Raw genomic sequence first — 19,892 nt, forward strand, 5'->3', positions numbered from 1 at the left:
GTTATTTTCCAACTGGACGCCCCTTCATGTATTCATTTATCTTGAGATCCAGTAAACTGCTAATTTCAATCACATTATCTGAAGTGAATGATTTTTCCTGCAAAAAAAGCTGCTCCATTTTGCTACGGAGTATTCTAATTTCATCTTCCAGAGAGAGTATGCGAGCAGAAGCATCACCCTTGGGGGACAGTTTCCCACTTCCAGAAAAACACTGCCCTCCATAGGAAGGTAAGTAATAATCGGCACTAAGCACAATCATCCCTCCTAAAAGTATTATTGAGCGCGTGCCACAAAATGTCATTAAAGTAATAAAAGCAACTTCAAAGCAACGCTTAATTCCAGAGTAAAATACGTCCTTGTTAGTTCTATTATAGGGGTTAATTACTCTCAAAGTAAAATAATACCATAGGATTATAGGATAGGCTATAGTCCAATTTTCTCTATTCCATTCTCTCTCGTTCCAGTTGTGTGACAAAAGCACCAATGCGTTCTATAGCTTCATTCAGTTGAGCTACTGATGTAGCATAGGAGCAGCGTAAGTAACCTTCACCACCTAAACCAAAGACACTTCCAGGTACAGCTGCCACCTTATATTCAAGCAATAATCGTTGTGCAAACTGATCAGATGTCAGTCCTGTTTTGCGCACGCTTGGAAAAGCATAAAATGCACCTTGTGGTTCATGGCACTCCAGTCCCGCATCACGCAAACCCTTAACAATCAGCCTCCGCCTTTGGTTATAAGAATCGACCATTCGATCCTTCTCTTCCATCCCATTGGTCAGTGCCTCAAGTGCAGCCACCTGGCCCATAGAAGGAGCGCACATCACAGTGTACTGGTGAATCTTAAGCATAGCGGAGATCAAATCAGGGTGACCACAAGCATAACCCATTCTCCATCCAGTCATGGCAAATGCCTTGGAGAAACCGCTGACCAAAATCGTACGGTCCATCATACCTGGCAATGAGGCAAAGCTGACATGATTAATTCCATACGTTAATTCCGCATAGATCTCATCCGAAATTACAATAAGATCATGCTTCTCTACAACCTTGGCGATCGGCTCCCAATCCTCTCGAGTCATAACACTTCCCGTTGGGTTGCTCGGGTAGCACAGAATTAGAACTTTGGAGCGTGGAGTAATCTTCGCTTCCAAACTCTCTGCAGTAAGTTTAAAGTCATTCTCTCCGATGGTTTCGATACCTACAGGAATACCTCCACCAATAGCCGTTATCGGCGAATAAGAAATATAGCAAGGTTCTGGTATGAGGATCTCATCGCCCGGCGTGATCAAAGCGCGCAGAGCCAGATCGATAGCCTCACTTCCGCCGACCGTTGCTATAATTTGATTGGCAGGATCATACTCCACTGCAAAACGGGTGTGCAAATAGTTCGCAATACCCTCCCTTAGTTCAGGCATTCCTGCGTTGGATGTATAGCCTGTAAATCCTCTTTCCAGCGAATAGACACAAGCTTCTCTGACATGCCACGGGGTCTTAAAATCAGGTTCCCCGACTCCGAGTGATATGATATCCTTGCTGCCTGCAGCCAGATCAAAAAACTTACGAATACCCGAAGGCTGAATTTGCTGTACCAGCGGGGCCAAATAAGAATTCATTGATTTGCTGTCTTCTCCGGTTAGCTGCGTTTTGTTCGTGATCATATGATTACTTCCTTTATGGAGAGATCATCAGACGGTTGTCTTCCTCATGCTCCTCGAAGATGATCCCATCCTGTTTGTATTTTTTAAGGGTAAAATTCGTTTTAGTTGAGAGTACTGAATCAATTGGAGACAGCTTCTCGGATACAAAATTGGCCACTTCACGTAAGTTTCGGCCTTCCACTTCTACCAGAAGATCGTAAGCACCTGACATCAGATAAACGGATTTCACTTGTGGATACAGGTAGATTCTCTCGGCAATGCCTTCAAATCCGCGACCCCGTTCGGGTGTAATCTGTACCTCAATCAGCGCTGTCACTTTCTCGTCATCGACTTTATCCCAGTTTACAACGGCTGCATACTTAACAATTACATGGTCCTTCTCTAATTGCCCAATCGCCGTCTTTACGTCTTCTTCTTCCTCGCCAAGCAGCGTAGCTAAGAGTGCAGTAGATCTTCTCGCGTCCTCTTTAAGCAGTTCCAGCACTTTCCTCTTTAGTTCGTTCATTTCCTTCATGCCTTCCCTCCGGATAGTTCGCAAATGACGTTGCGCTATTCATGCGTCGCCCCGCGAAAAGAGTTTAATACTAATATGACATGAATTGAGCATCTCTGCAAACAAAATAACCCCATATGATGTGAGCATAGAAGACTGTGTTTACTCAGCTAATTGGATTTATATACAAAAAACACCCGTTTACACCGGAGCTTTCCGGAATAAACGGGCGTCAGCCTTAAGGTAATGAGGTAGGATGCTTCATCCCATAACCATCTTGGTTACATTAAATGAGACGGTTGATGTTGCCCATTCGAATGAAGATGAGCGTTCGCATTGTGAGCAAAGGATCCAGCTTGTCCGGTTTTTTGCTGAACAAATTGTCCGGCTTTTTGCTGCAATTGCTGTGCAGTTTGGAGCTGTTTGTCTACATCTTGGCGCAATGCTTTTGCAGGTGCAGGATACATATTCAGTTGGGACATCTGCGTATAAAGCTCGCCCTGAAGTCGAAGCGTGTTCATAGTCATGTCGTTAAACACCCGACGAACCGCTGGACATGCCGATTCCGTAGCAGCTGTCGCATACTCACGAACCGTCCGCTTCAAATCACACAAAATGGTGTTCATTAAATCCTCATCTGGCATAAATGCTGCTGGATTCTGTGCATTCATTTTATAACCTCCTTAAGATTAATAATGCAATTATTGTGGGCTTGTTGGTGCGTACTGTTGATGCTGCTGGAGTAACTGAGTGAGTGTATCCATGTGCTGCGTGTGATTTTGGATATGCTGCAAACAAACTTGTCGGACCTGCTCGTTCTGCGTTGTCGCGGCGGTAGCCGCACATTGCTTAAGAAGCAAGTCCTCATTAGAGATGGAGTCTGCGATATATTCCAATTCTTTTCCACTTAGTGCCTGCATTTGCATTGATTGCATGAGTTGTAGTCCCTCCTTGTAGTTGATCCAAACAGGCTTTAGTATACCGCCAAAGCACACCATTTATTTGCCCAACAGCACTAGAGAGTTATGACAGAAATAAGAACATGCTGCGAATGAGACGGTAAAATGCCGCCCATACTAAATAATGGAACAAATGAAGGAGCGATCATTTTCATGAGACTAAATAGCGGCACCCCACCTTGGAGAAGCACTTTACAAGACCCACCAACTTATCCTGCGCTAGAGGATACCATTCACTGTGATTGCTTGGTCGTAGGGGCTGGAATGGGTGGAGCAATGGCATCCTATCGCTTGTCTTTAAGCGGAGCTGAGGCTGTTCTGATCGAAAAAAGACGAGTCGGAAGCGGAAGCTCACATGCCAACACAGGTTTACTACAGATATCTAACGATAAATCGTTAACCTCATGTATGAACACTTTTGGAGAAAAGAACGGCTTGCTCTTTTATCAGTTATGCCAAGCAGGGGTTAGAAATATTTTGGATCTGCCAGCCAAGCTCGATATCGATCCCCAGATCATTCCTCGCAGCAGCCTTCTATATGCCAGTACACTAGAGGATGTACCTGCTCTGCGAGAAGAATATAAGAACCTCGTTGCTCACGGATTCGATTCTGATTTCTGGGAAGAGGATAAAATTGCTTCGGTGTATTCTTTTTCTAAACCTGCTGCACTTTATTCACGCAGTGATGCAGAAGCGAACCCTTTCCGGACAGTTCACAGCCTGATCGCCAAGGCAGCAATGAATGGTGTACACGTTTATGAGCAGACCGAGGCTAAACACTATGAGTTCACTGAAGATGGAGTAATTTGCCACACAGAGAACGGACGTATTATTGCGAAGAAGGTTATTTTTGCAATGGGTTATGAAACGCAGGAGTTTAAAAAAGACCGAGGCGCTGAGCTGATCAATACGTATGCAGTGATGACCAAACCTCTGAAGGAATTCCCAAAGTGGCATGAGCGGAGCCTCCTCTGGGAAACCGCCCGACCGTATTTGTATTTTCGGACAACACCGGAGGGACGTATTATTGCAGGAGGTAAAGATGAACCGTTGACGGATCCAGAGCGCCGTGATATCAGAGTGATTTCACAAAGTCAAAGGTTATTGGAAGAGCTGGAAGCTTTATTCCCTGAAATCAAAGGCATTGAGATAGAATACTCCTGGGGTGCTGTATTCGGATCTACGCGTGATGGGCTTCCTTATATCGGCCCTCATCCCAAGTACCCTCATTGCTACTTCATCGAGGGTTATGGGGGCAATGGGACGGTGTACAGCATGATTGCTGCGGAGTTATTAACCGATACGATTGCGGGTAAACATCGGCCGGAGCTTGATCTATTCTCATTGACACGATCAGCCAAACCTTCTCCTTCTTAGAAAATGGACGTGAATAAGCAATATTGGGGTTTTAAAAAAAAGCTTAGTCCCCTTATGGTCAATAAGAGGACTAAGCTTTTTATGAGGATGCTTATGCTTTATCGGTACTCAGATTACGTACGAGCTGAATACGGTCTTCCTGCGCTAGACTGTGCTGTACATGGAAACAAGACGGGCACACATACACATTAAGGGAGAATGGAGATGTTAATACAGGTCCACCTAGTGTAGCCGGTGCAGATGGCTCGAAGCTGCTAACAAGCTGTTTACCAGCAAGGATAGTTAACTCATGGCATTGTGTACATTCCGGAGCTTCTTCCTGAATCGCTAAGATGCCCGATACACGCTCTTCATACTTATTCAAATCATAATCGTCACCGAATTGGTTGAGCGTGTTGTAAATAGGAACTACACTGTCTTTGTCGACGTCTCCCCAAAGATCATCATCATTAATAACCTCTTGTTTAGGTTCTTCTACAACTTCTTCTTCCTCTTCTTCAATGCCGTCTATCCCTACAGTAACTGTACGATATCCGTTAAGTTCATTGTTGCAGTGAGGACAATTTTCCTCGGGTCCGAATTCCTCGTCCCATACGATTTCGGTATGACACCAAGGGCACACAGTTGTTTCCATCTTAATAATCTCCTTCATACTTCACGTTTAAATTTAGTTCATCATTAAATAAATAATACCGGCTGCTATAAAAGCAATAGCTGACACAAACAGAACTCGGGTAAGAATCTTCATGATATCCTCCTAATACTCCACAAAGTGGAGCTGCTCATTTCAAAGCTTGTCCAGCTTCATCTGGAATCCTTTGTAGGGAGGTGCAAAACTTTCTATTTTTTTAAAATATAGCTGCACCGATCACATAAGACAACGAAACCGAGATCAGCATCGCTATTAGCCCAACAGCACGGTTATCTGCAGCGATCTCCTCATCAATAGAGAACACTGGGGTTAGGAATTCAAATAAAAAATAGGCAAGCAGCAGCAGCAAAAAACCGACGACCGACCACTTCATCGTCTCATAAATCGAAACACCTGATTCAATGCTGAAACGCAGTACGTTGCAAATTCCGAAGATTTTGCCACCAGTAGCCATGGCTACTGCCAAGTTCCCCTTGCGAATTTCTTCCCAGCAATTATATTTCGTTACCATTTCAAAAATAGACAGAAATACAACAAGCCCAAGAATTGCTACTGCAAAGTAGCCAAGCAAGGCACCTAGCGGATGACCCAGCAAAAGATCAATATCTCCTTGCACACTTTTCCCTTCTTTCTGCCGGGCAATCCCGCTATTGCAGCTCAGCCACGGTTACGCCTGCGCCGCCTTCATTATAATTTCCAAGCCTATAGCTCTTAACATGTCTGTGCTTACGCAAATATTCTTGAATTCCTGTGCGGAGCACACCTGTGCCTTTACCATGAATAATAGAAATTTGGCCCAGATTTCCTAAGAAGGCTTCATCAATAAAACGATCCGTCTCCATAATCGCTTCTTCCAAATTCGTACCTCGCAAATCCAGTTCTCTACGAATGTTCTCATCACGGGAGCGTTTAACGGTTGTCGCCTGCCGAAGGGGCGTTGGTACAGAGGCTGCTTTCGAAGAGAGCAGTTCCAAATCATCCAGGCTTACCTTCATCTTCATGATCCCAAACTGTACTAAAGCCTCTTTAGAGCCGCTTAATTCCACTACAAAACCTTTTTGGTTTAAGCTATCTACTTTCACTTCGTCACCAGGACCAATCGTCCGCGGAGTCTTAGCAGGCTTACGAGTAGCGGCTTTCTTACGCGGTGAAGGTTCGGCTTCATCTAGACGTCTCCGTGCTTCAATCAGCTTATGCTCTTTGACTGAAGCGCCTTCTTCCATAGCTAAGCGTCGTAAATCACTGATAATTTCCTCAGCTTCTTTACGCGCTTTCTCCAAGATTGCGCTGGCATCTTTCTCCGCTTTCTCCAGTCGTTTATCTCGCTGACTTTCCAGCTTCTCCAGCTCTTGCTGCTGTCTGCCGCGTAATTCCTCTACTTCGCGGCGGATACTCTCTGCTCGCTCATGTTCCTGTTCCGCTCCAAGTCGATTCTCTTCGAGAGAGGCAATCATATGCTCTACACGTAGATCCTCTTCCTTCACTTCGCCGCGTGCATGCTCCAGAATCGCACCTGGCAGACCTAATCGCTCTGCAATTGCAAAGGCGTTGCTTCGTCCAGGAACACCAATCAGCAAACGATAGGTAGGGCTGAGACTCTGGACATCGAATTCCATGCTGGCATTGATGACCCCTTTACGCTCATAAGCGTAAGCTTTCAATTCGCTATAATGCGTGGTAGCGACCATACGGCATTCAGTCCGGTGAATATGTTCCAGAATGGCAATCGCCAGCGCGGACCCTTCTGCAGGATCCGTTCCTGCACCCACTTCATCAAGCAGAATAAGACTCTTGGGAGTCATTCTACGCAGAATGGAAATAATATTCGTCATATGACTGGAGAATGTACTCAGACTCTGCTCAATGCTTTGTTCATCCCCGATATCTGCATAAATGGCATCAAACACACACATTTGACTACCTTCTTCTGCAGGGATGAATAACCCAGACATCGACATGAGACTCAACAGTCCAATGGTCTTGAGTGTAACGGTTTTACCACCCGTATTCGGTCCGGTTACAATAATGGAGCTATATTGGTTGCCGAGCTCCACATCCAGAGGAACCACATGCTCCGCGGGAATAAGTGGATGGCGTCCTTTGCGCAGCTTCAAATACCCGCGATCGTTCATACGAGGCTGTGTAGCCTTCATATCTCGGGCAAGACGCGCCTTGGAGAAGATAAAGTCAAGCTCACCAAGAATATCGATATCATAAGTCATTTCTTCGGCTATATCAGCTACAAGCGCTGTCAACCTATGCAATATGATCTCGATCTCCCGTTCTTCACGCAGCCGTGTTTCACGCAGCTTATTATTCATCGCCACAATGGACTCAGGCTCGATAAATAAAGTGGCTCCTGATCCGGACTGATCATGTACAATCCCACCGAAATGCGCACGATACTCCGCTTTTACAGGAATAACAAACCGATCTCCACGAATGGTTACCAGCTGATCCTGCAGCATTTTAGCAACGGAAGAAGAACGAATCATGGAATCCAGCTTCTCACGAATTCGGGTCTCTCCTCCGCGCAATTCACGGCGAATCGTAGCTAATTCAGAGCTAGCTGTGTCAAGTACATCTGCGTTCTCGTCTATACATAAACGGATGGCATCTTCTACATGTTTTTGCTCCGATAAAACATCGCTGAGTGAAAATAGGAATTCAATCTTTTCCTCCTCATGCATAGCTGCCAGGAATCGTTTGACTCTTCGTGCGCCGCCAATGGTAGTTCCCACTGCCAACAGTTCAGTTGTTCCCAACATTCCACCTATAGAGGCACGTTTTAGTGCTGCTCGAATATCGCTTATCCCGCCGAATGAAGGAATACCCTTCAGACGATCTACATTAGCCGCTTCGTCAGTGGCTTGAAGTAGCTTCTTCACACCTTCAAAATCACCGGATGGTCTTAGTTGCTCTGCAGTCATTCGCCCCATTGAGGTTTGCGTATATTGCATTAATTTATTTAAAATCTTGCGATATTCAAGCGTATGCAAAATTTTGTCGTCCAATTACAGTCACAGCTCCCTTCATAGATGTTTCCATTATACAGAATTCAAGCCAATTTCGCTATTTGGTATCGGTTAAAGCATAAAAACAAGTATTAAGGTCACAATAAGAACTGCACATATCCTTAGCTTGGGCCAAAGGAGGTTAGTACAGTGAATTTCTTGAGTCATGTGGGTCGTTTTATTGTAGCAGCGCTTGTTCTGATGGTCGTTAGTTGGATTGTTCCACAGTTCTCGGTTGGTGGCTTCTGGAGCGCTCTAATCCTTGCACTGGTGATTGCGTTACTCGGCTGGGTTGTCGAAGGAATCTTCGGCAAAAAAGCAACGCCCTTCGGGCGCGGTATCGTCGGTTTCATCGTTAGTGCATTAGTCATCTGGGTCGCTCAATTCGTAGTGAGTGGAGTCAGCGTTTCCATTCTAGGAGCTATCCTGGCGGCGTTGGTCATCGGTATTGTCGATTTGTTTTTGCCGGTATCCACGCCGTTTGAGGCAGCAAAGTAACGAAAGCTATTTACAACACAGAACCCCTATTTCCGGTTTTTTTCCGGTAATAAGGGTTCTGTGTTGTTTTTATCCATATGACACAATCTCCGCTTCATGACTCTCAGCACAATTGACCACTCTGTTCTTACCTTGCTTTTTAGCGGTATAGAGCGCTTTGTCCGTTTTACGAAAAAGAAGCTCTTTCCCATCCCCAAGCTGATAATCACAAATTCCAATGCTGACAGTAATCGGCTTATTTCCAGCCTGTAAATGCTCGATTTGAGCAATATTGATCCGTAATTTCTCTACAGCCTCATAAGACTCTGAAAAACTTTTGTCTGTAAAAATCACAGCGAATTCTTCACCGCCATACCTAGCCGCAAAATCATTTAACTCAATCATACCGCCCACCTTGTCCGCAATTACCTTAAGAACAAGGTCCCCAACCCTATGTCCGTAGGTATCATTAACTTGCTTGAAGTTATCTATATCGAAGAGCGCCAGCTGTAGTTGAAGATTGTTGCTTTCACATTGCTCCAATAATGAATCCAAATATTCATGAAAGGTTTTATGATTATATAGTCCAGTGAGTGCATCTATCTTCAGCAGCTTATCCGAAATAGCCCTCTCCACCATTAGATCTTGGCCTTCCTTCGTTAATCTCTCCAGATTTACACGCGCTTCCCGCGCACGAATAATTACAGCAAGAGCCATCCCTACAAATATTATAAACACACACTCTACTATTAAGAATTCAAGCAGCGGTTTATGTAGGAATGGCCGTTCCAACCCGAAATATACTCCCGCATAAAACACAATACTAAATAGTCCCATTAGATACAGGAGCTTACGATCAAAATAAATTAGAGCGACCATAATCGGCATCATGAGCGTCATCTGAGCACCATCGACAAAAGGCTCTAATACAAAATACATAAGGTAGGACACTAAAAATCCACAACTAACCACCCCATATTTAGGGGATTGTTTACTATAACGAAGCCACAGCTCCGCAGTAATCATAAGGACCACAATTAGTAAATTACAAGCAATAAATAAGTGCCATAGATTCGTGTCCATGGTTGTTTTTATTTGAAGTCGGTCAATATTCGACAAAAACAGCAACTGTGAGATTAATAAAAGAATAACTACCATCCAATAACCTTTTAAGATTCTACGGTGCCAAACCTCCGTATTTAGCGTATCGTTAGTGCTTGAAATATGTATCCCCTACTTTTGCACGTTAATGTAATAGCTTTCATTATAATAAATTTTAGTTATATTTTCATCATTTATTTGCAATTTACGACAAAGTTTGAACGCTCTCCCTTGTTCACGGATTTTTCACATTTAATCAAAGCGCTTACTTAAATTTTAAGTTATGATGTCTACATAATTGTCACATTTTCACTATGCTTGGACTTCTTGGGAGGAGGTTTAAATCATTAAAAAATTTGCAATTCTACTTTCAATTGTGTTCGTTATAGCACTTACAGCCTGTGGAAACAGCAATGATAGTGCTGCTGGCAATGCTAACACATCGGAGCCGGAGATCGAGGCAGAAACAGAACTTACAATTACAGCTACGAATTACAGCTTTGATCAGGAAGAATATCATCTAAAAAAAGGTGTACCCGTCAAAATTATTTTTAAAAACGATAGCGGCAATCACGGCATCCTTATCCCTGAATTCGAACTCCAGCTTAATAGCAAAAAGTCCTCGAAAGTAATTGTTCCAGAGGAAGCCGGCACATTCGAAATGACCTGTTCGATTATGTGTGGATCCGGACATAGCGGCATGAACGCAAAAATCATTGTGGAATAGATGAATCATTAAAAAGCCGATCGTTAGGGAATTGCCCTGACGATCGGCTTTTTATTTAAGTGAGAAATATAAGACATGGTGTGAAACTTATTAAACAAAGAGGGCTGACCTGAAATAGATCTCTCTACACATCAGGTACAGCCCACTTTCTTGCATCCGACATTCAACTGTCCTGTTCGATCAGTTGAATCCATTCATTATATTCATTCTGAAGCTTGGCATATTCCTCTTGAAGATTACGATGCTCATCCGTCATCTTCTGTAGCTCATTCTGATGCATCTCAAACTGGACCTGTAGCAGACGAAGTTGTCCTTGGGCCAATTCATAATTCTCGCCGACTTCACCAAGCTGCTGAAGCACCTCACTGCGTTCACGTTCAATAGATTTCTGCTTAGCCTCAGCTTCACCGGCCTCCTGCTGCCAAATATCTATCTCTTCACGCAGCTTCGCTTCCAAATCACTCCACTGCTGCTGTCGCTCGAATAATTCCTCGTACTTTTGCTTCCATGAAGCGCCGTACGCCTCTGCTTCCCTCAGAACATCCTGCTGCTCTGCAACCGTAGCAGCGGCCTCAAGGCTAGCTTCAGACAATTCCTCTAAGCGTCGAGCTGTCTCTTCGCCTTCTTCTTGCAGCAGTTGATATCTTTCCTGTAGACGTTCTCCATCTTGCAGCACTTCATCATATTGAGAGATCAGTTCCTCATAGCGTTCACGAAGTGCAGACAGTTCCTTCTGAACCTGTCCACCTTGTTCACGGAGTGCTGCAGTTTCGTGTTCTGCATCTGTACGAAGCTGAGCTTCCCGATCTAACTGTTGTACTAATCCATCCGCTTGACCACGAAGGATCTCAATCTCCTTTTGAAGCGCCAAAGATTTCTCTTCGGTCTCCAGTAGGTTCATTTCAAGCTCACTAATATCTTCCATCCGTTTATCCGAGAGCTCCTGCCAATTTGCTGCCTCCGCCATAGATCCAGCGAGTTCTTCCTGAACACGGTGCAGATTGTCATTCGTTTCCTGTAGTGACTTCCGCAGCTCTGATGCTTCATTCTGAGACTGCTGATAACGCTGGCGCAATTCTTCCAGCTCTTCATTCAACAGCGTGCCTAGCTCAGTAGCAGTACGCAGCTCTTCACTGAGCTGTTCTTCACGTTTAACCACCGCTTCATATTGTCCGAGCAGCGTCTGACGAGCATCTCGTTCACTCTTAAGACTGGCTTCAGCCGAACGGAGTCTAGACTGAAGTTGTCCTGTTCCACCACGAAGCTCAGCCAGCTGTTTCTCGAGCTCTTGAATGTTTTGCTTATGTCTATGTTCCTGAGTACCTTGTGACTGACGAAGTTCCTTATTCTTAGCAAGCTCCCGTTGTAAAGCTTCCCGTTCTTCAGCCAATTCCTTGCTTAGCTTCGTTGTCGTGCTCTCAAGCTCCTTACCCAGTGTCAACTTCGTCTTCTCGAGTTCCTTACCTAATGTTGATTTGGTTTCCTCAAGCTGTTTCTCTAAGGTTGATCTGGTCTCGGTTAACTCAAGCTCCAGAGCAGACAAGGAGTCTGAATTCTCCTTAGTCAGCGTCTCACGGATGTTCTCCAGCTCTTGCAAATGCGCTGCCTTCTGCTCTTCCAACTGCTGTAGACGGATGGCTTCTGCATTCGCTAGTTCCTCTCGATGATTCTCACGCATAGCAGACTGTTCAGCCTCATAACTTGCCCGCAGTTCCTGCAACTCCAGCTCACGCGCAAGCAGCTCCTCTTCCAGCTTCTCTCGTGCGGCTTCAGCCGCTTGGGTTGCCTCTTGCAGCTGGTTAACATGTACTTTACGCTCATTCTCCTGAATTTCCAGATGACGCTTGCGCTCTTCTTCAACCGCAGCAATCAGTCGTGTAGCTTCTTCTTTAGCCGCCGCTTCAAGGCGTTCATATTCTTCTTGTCGCTCCCGCTGAACCTCCAGCAGGCGAGATACTTCCAATCGCAGTTCACTGCGTTCACCTGTCATCATGTTGAGTTCATTTTTAAAATCCTGAACCTGAATAGCCTGCTCCGCCATATGTACTGCTGCAAGCACCGCTATGCGCGGCGTATCCAGTCTGTTGTGTGATTTAGAAATCGTGCGCATATGTTCGTCAACATAACGGGCCACTTGTTTCATATATTCAGTGCTGCTTCCGACGAGTTTATAGGAAGTTCCGTATATCTCCACGGCGACACGTGTCCGGTCCATAGCCACAGTTGTGCCCTCCTTTGTATGTGTGCGGATTCTAAGTTAGTCTTACTGTTTCTATTGTAGCTTTTTTCTTAAGCATTTGGCAAAATCCCTTGTAATCAATAGACTCTCGCTGATATCCTCCGCATTTCACTCTACCCAGAAAAAGCCGCAGCGAATCTCAGTTTCTAAATGGATTCGCTGCGGCTTTACACAATTCCTGCTATTTTCTTAATTCTGCACCAAAAGTTTGTTGAAGGACTGATAATAGCTTATCATGCACCTCTCCAACCTCTTCATCTGTCAATGTATGTTCACCGTGACGATACAGCAGTGAGATCGCAATACTCTTCTTTCCACTCTCTAACTTGCCACCAGTGTACACGTCGAATACCTGCACGGATTGCAGCAAAGTTCCTCCGTTTGCACGGATGGAAGCTAGCAGATCGCCTGCTGGTACAGTTGAATCTACAACTACTGCAATATCCCGTTCCATACCTGGGAAACGTGGAAGCTCATTATATTGCAGACGGCTTTGCGTGTTATCATACAGCGGCTGCAATAGAATCTCAGCTACATAAGTATCCACTAGATCAAGCTCTCTTTGCAGTTCCGGATGAAGCTGGCCCATAGTTCCAATCTTCACACGACCCTCGTCTCCGACTAAATATACCGACGCGGAACGTCCAGGATGATACCCTTCTGGACTATCTCCCTCGTAGATAATTCTGTCTGTAAGACCCAAATAAGCAAATACTGATTCCAGCGCACCCTTCAAATCAAAGAAATCTACAGGCTGTGCAGAAACGTTCCATTGCTTCACGGTTAGGCTACCGCTAAGCAACAACCCCAGCACCGGCAGTTCACGCGGCTGACGAGTCAACTGTTCCTCATCTGTGAAGAAGACATTGCCGATTTCAAACAACGCTAGATCGCTTTGACGACGGTTGGTATTATAGCTAGCAATATCCAATAGTTGTGGCAGAAGGCTAGTACGCAGTACACTGCGTTCTTCACTCATTGGCATAGCCAATTTAACCGCTTGTGAGCCTTCTGATAACTCAGGGAACATTTTGCTTTGTTTCGGCTGGATGAAGGAGTAACCCATCACTTCCTGATAACCGCCATGCGACAACAGGCGACGCAGTTCACGGCGGAGTGATTGCTTATGCGTCAATGCGCCTGGCGTTGTAACACCTTCAATCAGAGTCGTTGGAATATTGTCATACCCGTACAGACGAGCAATTTCTTCGATAAGGTCAACATCATAGCTGATATCGCCACGTCTAGTTGGCACCTGAACTTCGATCAATCCTTGTGCGGTATCCCCGCATTTGAAATGTAGACGACCAAACAATGTCTTCACTTCTAGCAAGGACAGATCTGTTCCGAGATAACGGTTCAGCTTCTCCAAGGACAAAGTAAGTACCTTCTCTTCTCCTGCGACTGTTCCTGCTTGCACAATTCCTTCATGCACAGATCCGCCAGCATAACGCGCAATAAGTACTGCAGCGCGATTCAATGCAGGGATCACTGCATTTGGATCCACTTCTTTCTCGAAACGAAGCGATGCTTCCGAGCGAAGTCCCAGTTGACGCGAGGTTTTACGAACGGTTCCTCCGTCAAACTTAGCGGATTCCAGAACGAGATTTACCGTCTCAGCAGTAACTTCCGTATCCTGACCTCCCATTACTCCAGCCAGAGCTACTGCTTTAGCTCCATCAGCGATAACGAGCATATGTGGCTCAAGCTTCCGTTCTTGGCCATCAAGTGTAGTCAGGACTTCACCTTCATGAGCAAGACGAACGCCGAGTTCTCCGCCTTCTATTTTATCTGCATCAAAAGCATGAAGCGGCTGTCCGTATTCGAGCATCACATAGTTAGTGATGTCTACGATGTTGTTAATTGGACGAATCCCTGCCGCCATTAGACGATTCTGAATCCACAGCGGGGATGCTGCTGATTTAACACCTGAGATATAACGAACTGCGTAATGACTGCAATGTTCTTCATTCTCAATCTTAACGGAAATAGATTGAGCAGCTGCTCCGCTGATCTCAATCATTTCACTCGCAGGATCAGGCAATTTAATGTCGCGTCCAAGAATCGCGCTCACTTCATAAGCAGCACCAATCATGCTTAGGCAGTCTGAACGGTTCGGAGTCAGATCGAATTCCAGAATTTCATCATCTAGACCCAGCAGCTTTGAAATATCTTGACCGATCTCTGTACCTTCAGGAAGTACAAGAATTCCTTCTTGCTGCTCTTTAGGAAGCAATTTATCATTGAGTCCCAATTCTTTAGCCGAGCAGATCATCCCTTGTGATAATACCCCGCGCAGCTTCGCTTTTTTGATATCCAGCCCTGGCAGCTTAGCGCCAACAAGAGCTACAGGAACGGTTTGTCCCGCAGCTACATTCTTTGCGCCACAGACGATTTGCAGATCTTCACCTTGACCTGCATCCACGATACATACGTTCAGCTTATCCGCATCAGGATGCTTTTCTTTCGATTTCACATAGCCGGTTACGATGCCGGAAATCCCTTTATTGCGGCGCTCTACTCCGTCAATTTCAATGCCGGCAGCGGTAATCTTCTCCGCTAGCTTTTCGGCGGTTACTCCTTCAATCGATGTATAATCAGCCAACCATCCGGTTGATACTTTCATGTCCGCTCACTTCCTTTATGTTTCAGATGTATTTATCTACTTGCCGTTCGATCTGCTTCCTGTGGGAGTAGTACAATTTAGGATTACTCGATGAAAGCTTCATACCCGTCCTATTTATAGCAGTCACTACGAAAAATATTGGACTTCCGATCGCTGTTATCCTCAGATTTCCTGATTAGAACCGCTTCTCGCGGTAGAAATCCGAGGATAAAGGCGAACGCTGGCGCTTCTACAGTTCCAAAATTCCTCTCCGTTCCTTCTATTAATAGTCTTTTATTAAGCAAGATCAGTAACCCAATTGCTACTTACTCCTAACCCACCAGCCAGCTCGCCCACCAAAAATCTAAACGCCCTTGAACTGCTTTACAAAACTCATATCGTTGTTATAGAAATGACGGATGTCATCGATGCCGTATTTAAGCATAGCAATCCGCTCAACACCCATACCAAATGCGAAGCCGCTATACTTAGCAGGATCATAGCCACCCATTTTCAGAACATTTGGATGCACCATGCCGGCGCCAAGGATTTCTAACCATCCGCTTTGCTTGCACAGTCTGCAGCCATCGCCGCCACATTTGAAGCAGCTTACATCCACTTCAACGCTTGGCTCGGTGAATGGGAAGAAGCTCGGACGAAGACGAATGTCTGTATTCGGGCCGAACATCTCTTGTACGAATTGCTGCAAGGTGCCTTTCAGATCACTCATCCGAATGTTGCTTCCGATAACCAAACCTTCAATTTGATGGAACTGGAAGGAATGCGTTGCATCGTCATCATCGCGGCGGAATACTTTACCCGGGCAAATGATTTTAACTGGAACTTCACCGTTCATAGCCTGCATAGTACGAATTTGTACCGGAGACGTTTGAGTACGCATAAGCAGGTCATCCGTTAAATAAAAGGAATCCTGCATATCGCGTGCCGGGTGATTTTTAGGCAGATTTAGGGCTTCAAAGTTATAATAATCGGTCTCCACTTCCGGACCTTCAGCCACACGGTAGCCCATACCAATGAAAATATCCTCAATTTCCTGAACCACTCTGCTAAGCGGGTGAACGCCCCCTTGCTGCATGCGGCGACCCGGCAGGGTTACGTCTACTTTTTCAGCCTGCAGACGTTGCTGAGTCTCTTGCTGTTGAAAAGCCTCTTGCTTCGCTCCAATAATCTCCTCAATGGCACTACGCACCTGATTCGCTACTTGCCCGATAACCGGACGCTCCTCAGCACTAAGTCCTCCCATACCACGTAGAACTTCTGTAAGCTCGCCTTTTTTACCGAGATATTTCACTCTTAGGTCATTCAAAACCTGTGGATCCATAACCTCCTGCAACTTAGCCAGCGCCTCAACCTTCAATGCTTCCAACTTCTCTTTCATGGCCGTGTACAGCCCCCTTCAATCATTGTCTAGTTCAACAAAAAAAGGCCTTTCCTCCCGGTAAGGGACGAAAAGACCGTGGTACCACCCTTGTTAGACAAGCTGATCTGTTCCCCTTAAGAGCTTCATCCCTCTTTTGGCTGGACAGATACCTATCTCACTTTATACAGAAATAACGGTCTGTGACCGGTTTCCCCTACGCTTCCTTACAAGGCAATCTTAAGGAATTCAAGGAACTGCTCCGGAGTGAACTTCGACAGCTCTGTATCCTAGAAACGCTCTCAATCACCGGCGTCTCCTCCCTGTAAGTCAGGCACTGTGTACTCTTCTCCATCACTGCATTTCACAATTCAATCTAATTGTCAGGTATCTCTTTTATGCAAGAGATATGTCTGTTTATTATATGCAAAATCTGTCGTTTTGACAAGTTCAAGCATAATTAGGGCAATTTTTATCTGGCTTTAAGCTGGCTTTAAGGTTCAGAGCCATTTTGGGGACTTTTTTTCAGCTAACGTTCAGCGGAGCTTGATAATTTCCATTATTAAGAAGGCATGGTTGTACTCAATCATAAATCACCTTCAAAATACAAGGACTTTCATACCGGGAGGGAATTACATGCATGCACGAAGAACAAAAGTAGCTGTGATCATACTTAGCGCAGCAGTTCTGAGTCAAGCTTCAGCGTATGGAGCATACGCGGCATCAACTACTACTTCATCCACCAAAACAGCAACTGCCACCACTGTATCCACTCTGGATAAACTCGGCTCGATAGCTTTAAAGAGTAACTTTAGTGTGAAGCTGACCGATGTTGGCTTTTTGACTCAGGATGGCGGCAATATTCTTACATACACCCTCAGCTATAACAATGGGAGCGGAAGCAGCATCAATCTTGTGGACTATTTCTCTAAAGTAACAACTGCCGGAGGAACCGTTATCCAAGGAAGCCCAGTAACCAGCAGTGCAACCATCAAATCTATCCCCTCCAAAAGCAGTCAATCCGTAACCTATTACGTAAACGTCGGTAAATCCACATCTTTAAATGGAGTGAAGATTTCAGTATTCGGTTGGGATTTCAGCAGTACCGATTATCAAAAAAAGCTGGGGACCTTCACCATGCCTGTTGCTTTTTCACAAGCGGTCGCTAGAGGCCAAAGTAAAAAGATAACCTTGAATAATCAGCCCGTAACAACCAAAACGGAAAGTCTGCAAATTTACAAATATAACGGTAAGGTATACGCCAAAGTAGGTGTGAGCTTAACCAATCAAGGAACCAAAGTGCTAAGTGATCCTGGACTTAAGGGATACCTCGCATCCGCAGGAGGATCTGTATTTGAATTAACGCTTGATGATGCGAGCAGTAACTACAAAGTACAGCCACAGGAAAAAAAGACGATCTACTACATGACGGAAATCCCCTCTTATATGAAGACAGACAATATGACTCTGCAGTTTGCTGCAGAAGATACCTCATTAAAATTAGCTTTGCCCATCGTCACCTATAACCTTCCCGCTGCTACCACACCAGATCTTGTCGTAGCCAGCAATGTCATCAAGAAGCTTACGATTAACAATAATACTGTCGAGACGCAGTTAAAAAGCGCCAATGTCTATGCCGACAACGGCACTGCGAAGTGGACGCTGCAATTTCGAGTAAAAAATAGCGGCAACAAGGCGATTACTTTGCCTGCTTATGAGTTTACCGTTAAAGCCGCTGAAGGATATAGCTTTCCGTTGGACACGAAGGCTTTCGCAAACCTTACACTCAAACCCCTTGAAGAAAAAATAATTGAGCTCAGTGCAGAAGTTCCGCTAACGATCGCTCAAGGAACGCTACAGCTGCAAATGACTGAACCCGCTGTAGAGGGTAAGATCATTTTTCCTACAGCCTATTATCAGATTCCTTACACACTCCAAACTAACAATTGGCAGGATACAGAATACGCGGTGGAGAACAGTTACGGCACATTTGCTGTCAAGCTTGAGAACATCCAGCGGCTACCTTGGGCAGACAAAGATCAGCTTGTAGCTAAAATCAATATTCGCAACACGAAATCGACCTCTGTGCAGCTTCCTGCATTTACAAGCGTCATTAAAGCTGGTGAGAGTGATATTAGCAGCACTTCCCAAGTTGTCACAGAAAGCACGCAAACCATACTCGGGCCAAATGAATCCGCAGACGTTTATGTCGTGGCCAATGTTCCTTACACCTACCAGTTCAATCAATTAAAAATAACGCTGCAAGAAACCTCCGGCGAAAGCAAAATTAATTTTCTTTCTTTAAGTACAAATCAGTTGGACAGCCGTGTTCAGGAAGTTGCAGCACTAAGTTCCTTCCAAATTGACCTTGAAAGTAAAAAAGCAGAAGTGTTAGAGCGCCGGACAACGGTTTATCAGGGTGCGAGCTCCAATATCATGTACACAGAACTGGAAATGAACAGTGAGGAAACACGTAAATCGGAGCAGGCTCAACTCGTAGCTTATTACAAAACGCCTGACAATCAATATTACGAAGCCGAGGTCAACCAGTCTACCACTTCCACGAGCCCTAACGGAAAAAATCTGGTTACCGTCTGGACTAAGCTTCCACTTGGAGTAGATCCTTCTCAGCTTGTTCTTTATGTCGGTGAAGGGGTATCCGAAGGAAAACTTACGGCTCCTGGCGGGAAATCAACGGGTTATATCAATACGGTGTCACTGGGTCTAAATAATGTTGCGGTGGAGTCAAAAAGTAATCTTTTGGATGTAGAATTGTTCCCTTATACCCTATCCGTTACAAATGCAGTCGCCACCGTCACTGGTGGAAAAGATACGCTAAGCACTGTCCTAACCTACAACCTGTCGAGCAGCACGCTTTACGAATCGGGTACCTATGAGCACAAGCTTGTACTAGAGCTAATCGACCCCTTCGGACAAACGATGGAGAAGACATTAACACTGGGCACAGATCTACCATTAGGGAACTTCAAGTCATACACCACAACATTCACAAGCAATCTTTACAAAACTCTAGGTGGCGGCGCGATCCGATTGAATGTATACGACGAATTCCAAGGTCATCGAAATTTGCTGGGAACTGGGACCTATGTTGTCACTTATCAGGCAGCGTCAACGACTTCAAACAACAATTCCACTTCAAACACCGATTCAAGTGCTAACAATCCATCCGACACTTAGTATGCGAGGGG

At 45.1% G+C, this 19,892-nt stretch carries 16 protein-coding genes and 1 other annotated feature; of the genes, 4 read left to right on the forward strand and 12 right to left on the reverse strand.

The genetic code is table 11. The features are described from left to right. Position 1 precedes the first annotated feature (1 nt). From ACFWMP_RS06590 to ACFWMP_RS06610, 5 genes are all read right to left on the reverse strand, one after another. Entirely contained in the window at positions 2–259 is a 258-nt protein-coding gene (locus ACFWMP_RS06590) for an aspartyl-phosphate phosphatase Spo0E family protein (RefSeq protein ID WP_081382958.1), read from the reverse strand. A gap of 181 nt (positions 260–440) precedes the next feature. Then, positions 441–1,661 carry an aminotransferase class I/II-fold pyridoxal phosphate-dependent enzyme gene (locus ACFWMP_RS06595; protein WP_042186187.1) on the reverse strand — a complete coding sequence of 407 codons (1,221 nt, stop codon included), beginning with the start codon at positions 1,659–1,661 and terminating at the stop codon, positions 441–443. 13 nt (positions 1,662–1,674) lie between these two features. Further along, positions 1,675–2,175, reverse strand: coding sequence for an Lrp/AsnC family transcriptional regulator (locus ACFWMP_RS06600; protein ID WP_042125589.1), 501 nt, complete (start codon positions 2,173–2,175; stop codon positions 1,675–1,677). A gap of 260 nt (positions 2,176–2,435) precedes the next feature. Further along, entirely contained in the window at positions 2,436–2,825 is a 390-nt protein-coding gene (locus tag ACFWMP_RS06605; RefSeq protein ID WP_042186183.1) for a spore coat protein, read from the reverse strand. A 30-nt stretch (positions 2,826–2,855) separates the two neighbouring features. Beyond that, entirely contained in the window at positions 2,856–3,089 is a 234-nt protein-coding gene (locus tag ACFWMP_RS06610; protein ID WP_042186181.1) for a spore coat protein, read from the reverse strand. A gap of 177 nt (positions 3,090–3,266) precedes the next feature. Between ACFWMP_RS06610 and ACFWMP_RS06615 the strand changes: the two genes are divergently transcribed. Beyond that, positions 3,267–4,490 carry an NAD(P)/FAD-dependent oxidoreductase gene (locus ACFWMP_RS06615; protein ID WP_339246246.1) on the forward strand — a complete coding sequence of 408 codons (1,224 nt, stop codon included), beginning with the start codon at positions 3,267–3,269 and terminating at the stop codon, positions 4,488–4,490. A gap of 91 nt (positions 4,491–4,581) precedes the next feature. Here the strand turns inward: ACFWMP_RS06615 and ACFWMP_RS06620 are convergent, their stop codons facing one another. The 3 genes from ACFWMP_RS06620 to ACFWMP_RS06630 form a co-directional block, all read right to left on the reverse strand. Next, complete coding sequence (locus ACFWMP_RS06620) at positions 4,582–5,124, reverse strand: hypothetical protein (RefSeq protein WP_052404205.1); 543 nt, start codon at positions 5,122–5,124, stop codon at positions 4,582–4,584. A gap of 214 nt (positions 5,125–5,338) precedes the next feature. Continuing rightward, a complete protein-coding gene (locus ACFWMP_RS06625) occupies positions 5,339–5,758 on the reverse strand; it encodes a DUF350 domain-containing protein (protein WP_042125581.1) in 420 nt (139 codons plus the stop codon). A 31-nt stretch (positions 5,759–5,789) separates the two neighbouring features. Next, the gene (locus ACFWMP_RS06630) at positions 5,790–8,156 is read right to left on the reverse strand and encodes an endonuclease MutS2 (RefSeq protein ID WP_339246238.1); all 2,367 of its coding nucleotides are present in this window, start codon (positions 8,154–8,156) and stop codon (positions 5,790–5,792) included. Between the two features lie 150 nt (positions 8,157–8,306). Between ACFWMP_RS06630 and ACFWMP_RS06635 the strand changes: the two genes are divergently transcribed. Next, on the forward strand, positions 8,307–8,654 hold the full coding sequence (locus ACFWMP_RS06635) for a phage holin family protein (protein WP_042186173.1): 348 nt from the start codon (positions 8,307–8,309) through the stop codon (positions 8,652–8,654). A 69-nt stretch (positions 8,655–8,723) separates the two neighbouring features. Here the strand turns inward: ACFWMP_RS06635 and ACFWMP_RS06640 are convergent, their stop codons facing one another. After that, complete coding sequence (locus ACFWMP_RS06640; RefSeq protein ID WP_052404204.1) at positions 8,724–9,791, reverse strand: GGDEF domain-containing protein; 1,068 nt, start codon at positions 9,789–9,791, stop codon at positions 8,724–8,726. Positions 9,792–10,110: 319 nt separating this feature from the next. On the opposite strand from ACFWMP_RS06640, the gene ACFWMP_RS06645 reads away from it, so the two are divergent. Further along, positions 10,111–10,461 carry a cupredoxin domain-containing protein gene (locus ACFWMP_RS06645; RefSeq protein WP_339269787.1) on the forward strand — a complete coding sequence of 117 codons (351 nt, stop codon included), beginning with the start codon at positions 10,111–10,113 and terminating at the stop codon, positions 10,459–10,461. A 163-nt stretch (positions 10,462–10,624) separates the two neighbouring features. On the opposite strand, the gene ACFWMP_RS06650 is transcribed toward ACFWMP_RS06645, so the two are convergent. The 3 genes from ACFWMP_RS06650 to pheS form a co-directional block, all read right to left on the reverse strand. After that, the gene (locus ACFWMP_RS06650) at positions 10,625–12,676 is read right to left on the reverse strand and encodes a hypothetical protein (RefSeq protein WP_483874821.1); all 2,052 of its coding nucleotides are present in this window, start codon (positions 12,674–12,676) and stop codon (positions 10,625–10,627) included. Between the two features lie 205 nt (positions 12,677–12,881). Beyond that, on the reverse strand, positions 12,882–15,326 hold the full coding sequence (pheT, locus tag ACFWMP_RS06655) for a phenylalanine--tRNA ligase subunit beta (protein ID WP_339801923.1): 2,445 nt from the start codon (positions 15,324–15,326) through the stop codon (positions 12,882–12,884). A gap of 343 nt (positions 15,327–15,669) precedes the next feature. Further along, positions 15,670–16,704: a phenylalanine--tRNA ligase subunit alpha gene (pheS, locus tag ACFWMP_RS06660; RefSeq protein WP_042186167.1), complete on the reverse strand. Its 1,035-nt coding sequence runs from the start codon at positions 16,702–16,704 to the stop codon at positions 15,670–15,672. Positions 16,705–16,764: 60 nt separating this feature from the next. Next, positions 16,765–17,050, reverse strand: a binding site (T-box leader). Positions 17,051–17,319: 269 nt separating this feature from the next. Here pheS and ACFWMP_RS06665 point away from each other — a divergent pair. Further along, on the forward strand, positions 17,320–19,881 hold the full coding sequence (locus ACFWMP_RS06665; RefSeq protein ID WP_379422643.1) for a hypothetical protein: 2,562 nt from the start codon (positions 17,320–17,322) through the stop codon (positions 19,879–19,881). Positions 19,882–19,892: the final 11 nt, after the last annotated feature.

The organism is Paenibacillus sp. NPDC058367, assembly GCF_042723305.1.
Classification (GTDB): Bacteria; Bacillota; Bacilli; order Paenibacillales; family Paenibacillaceae; genus Paenibacillus_AQ.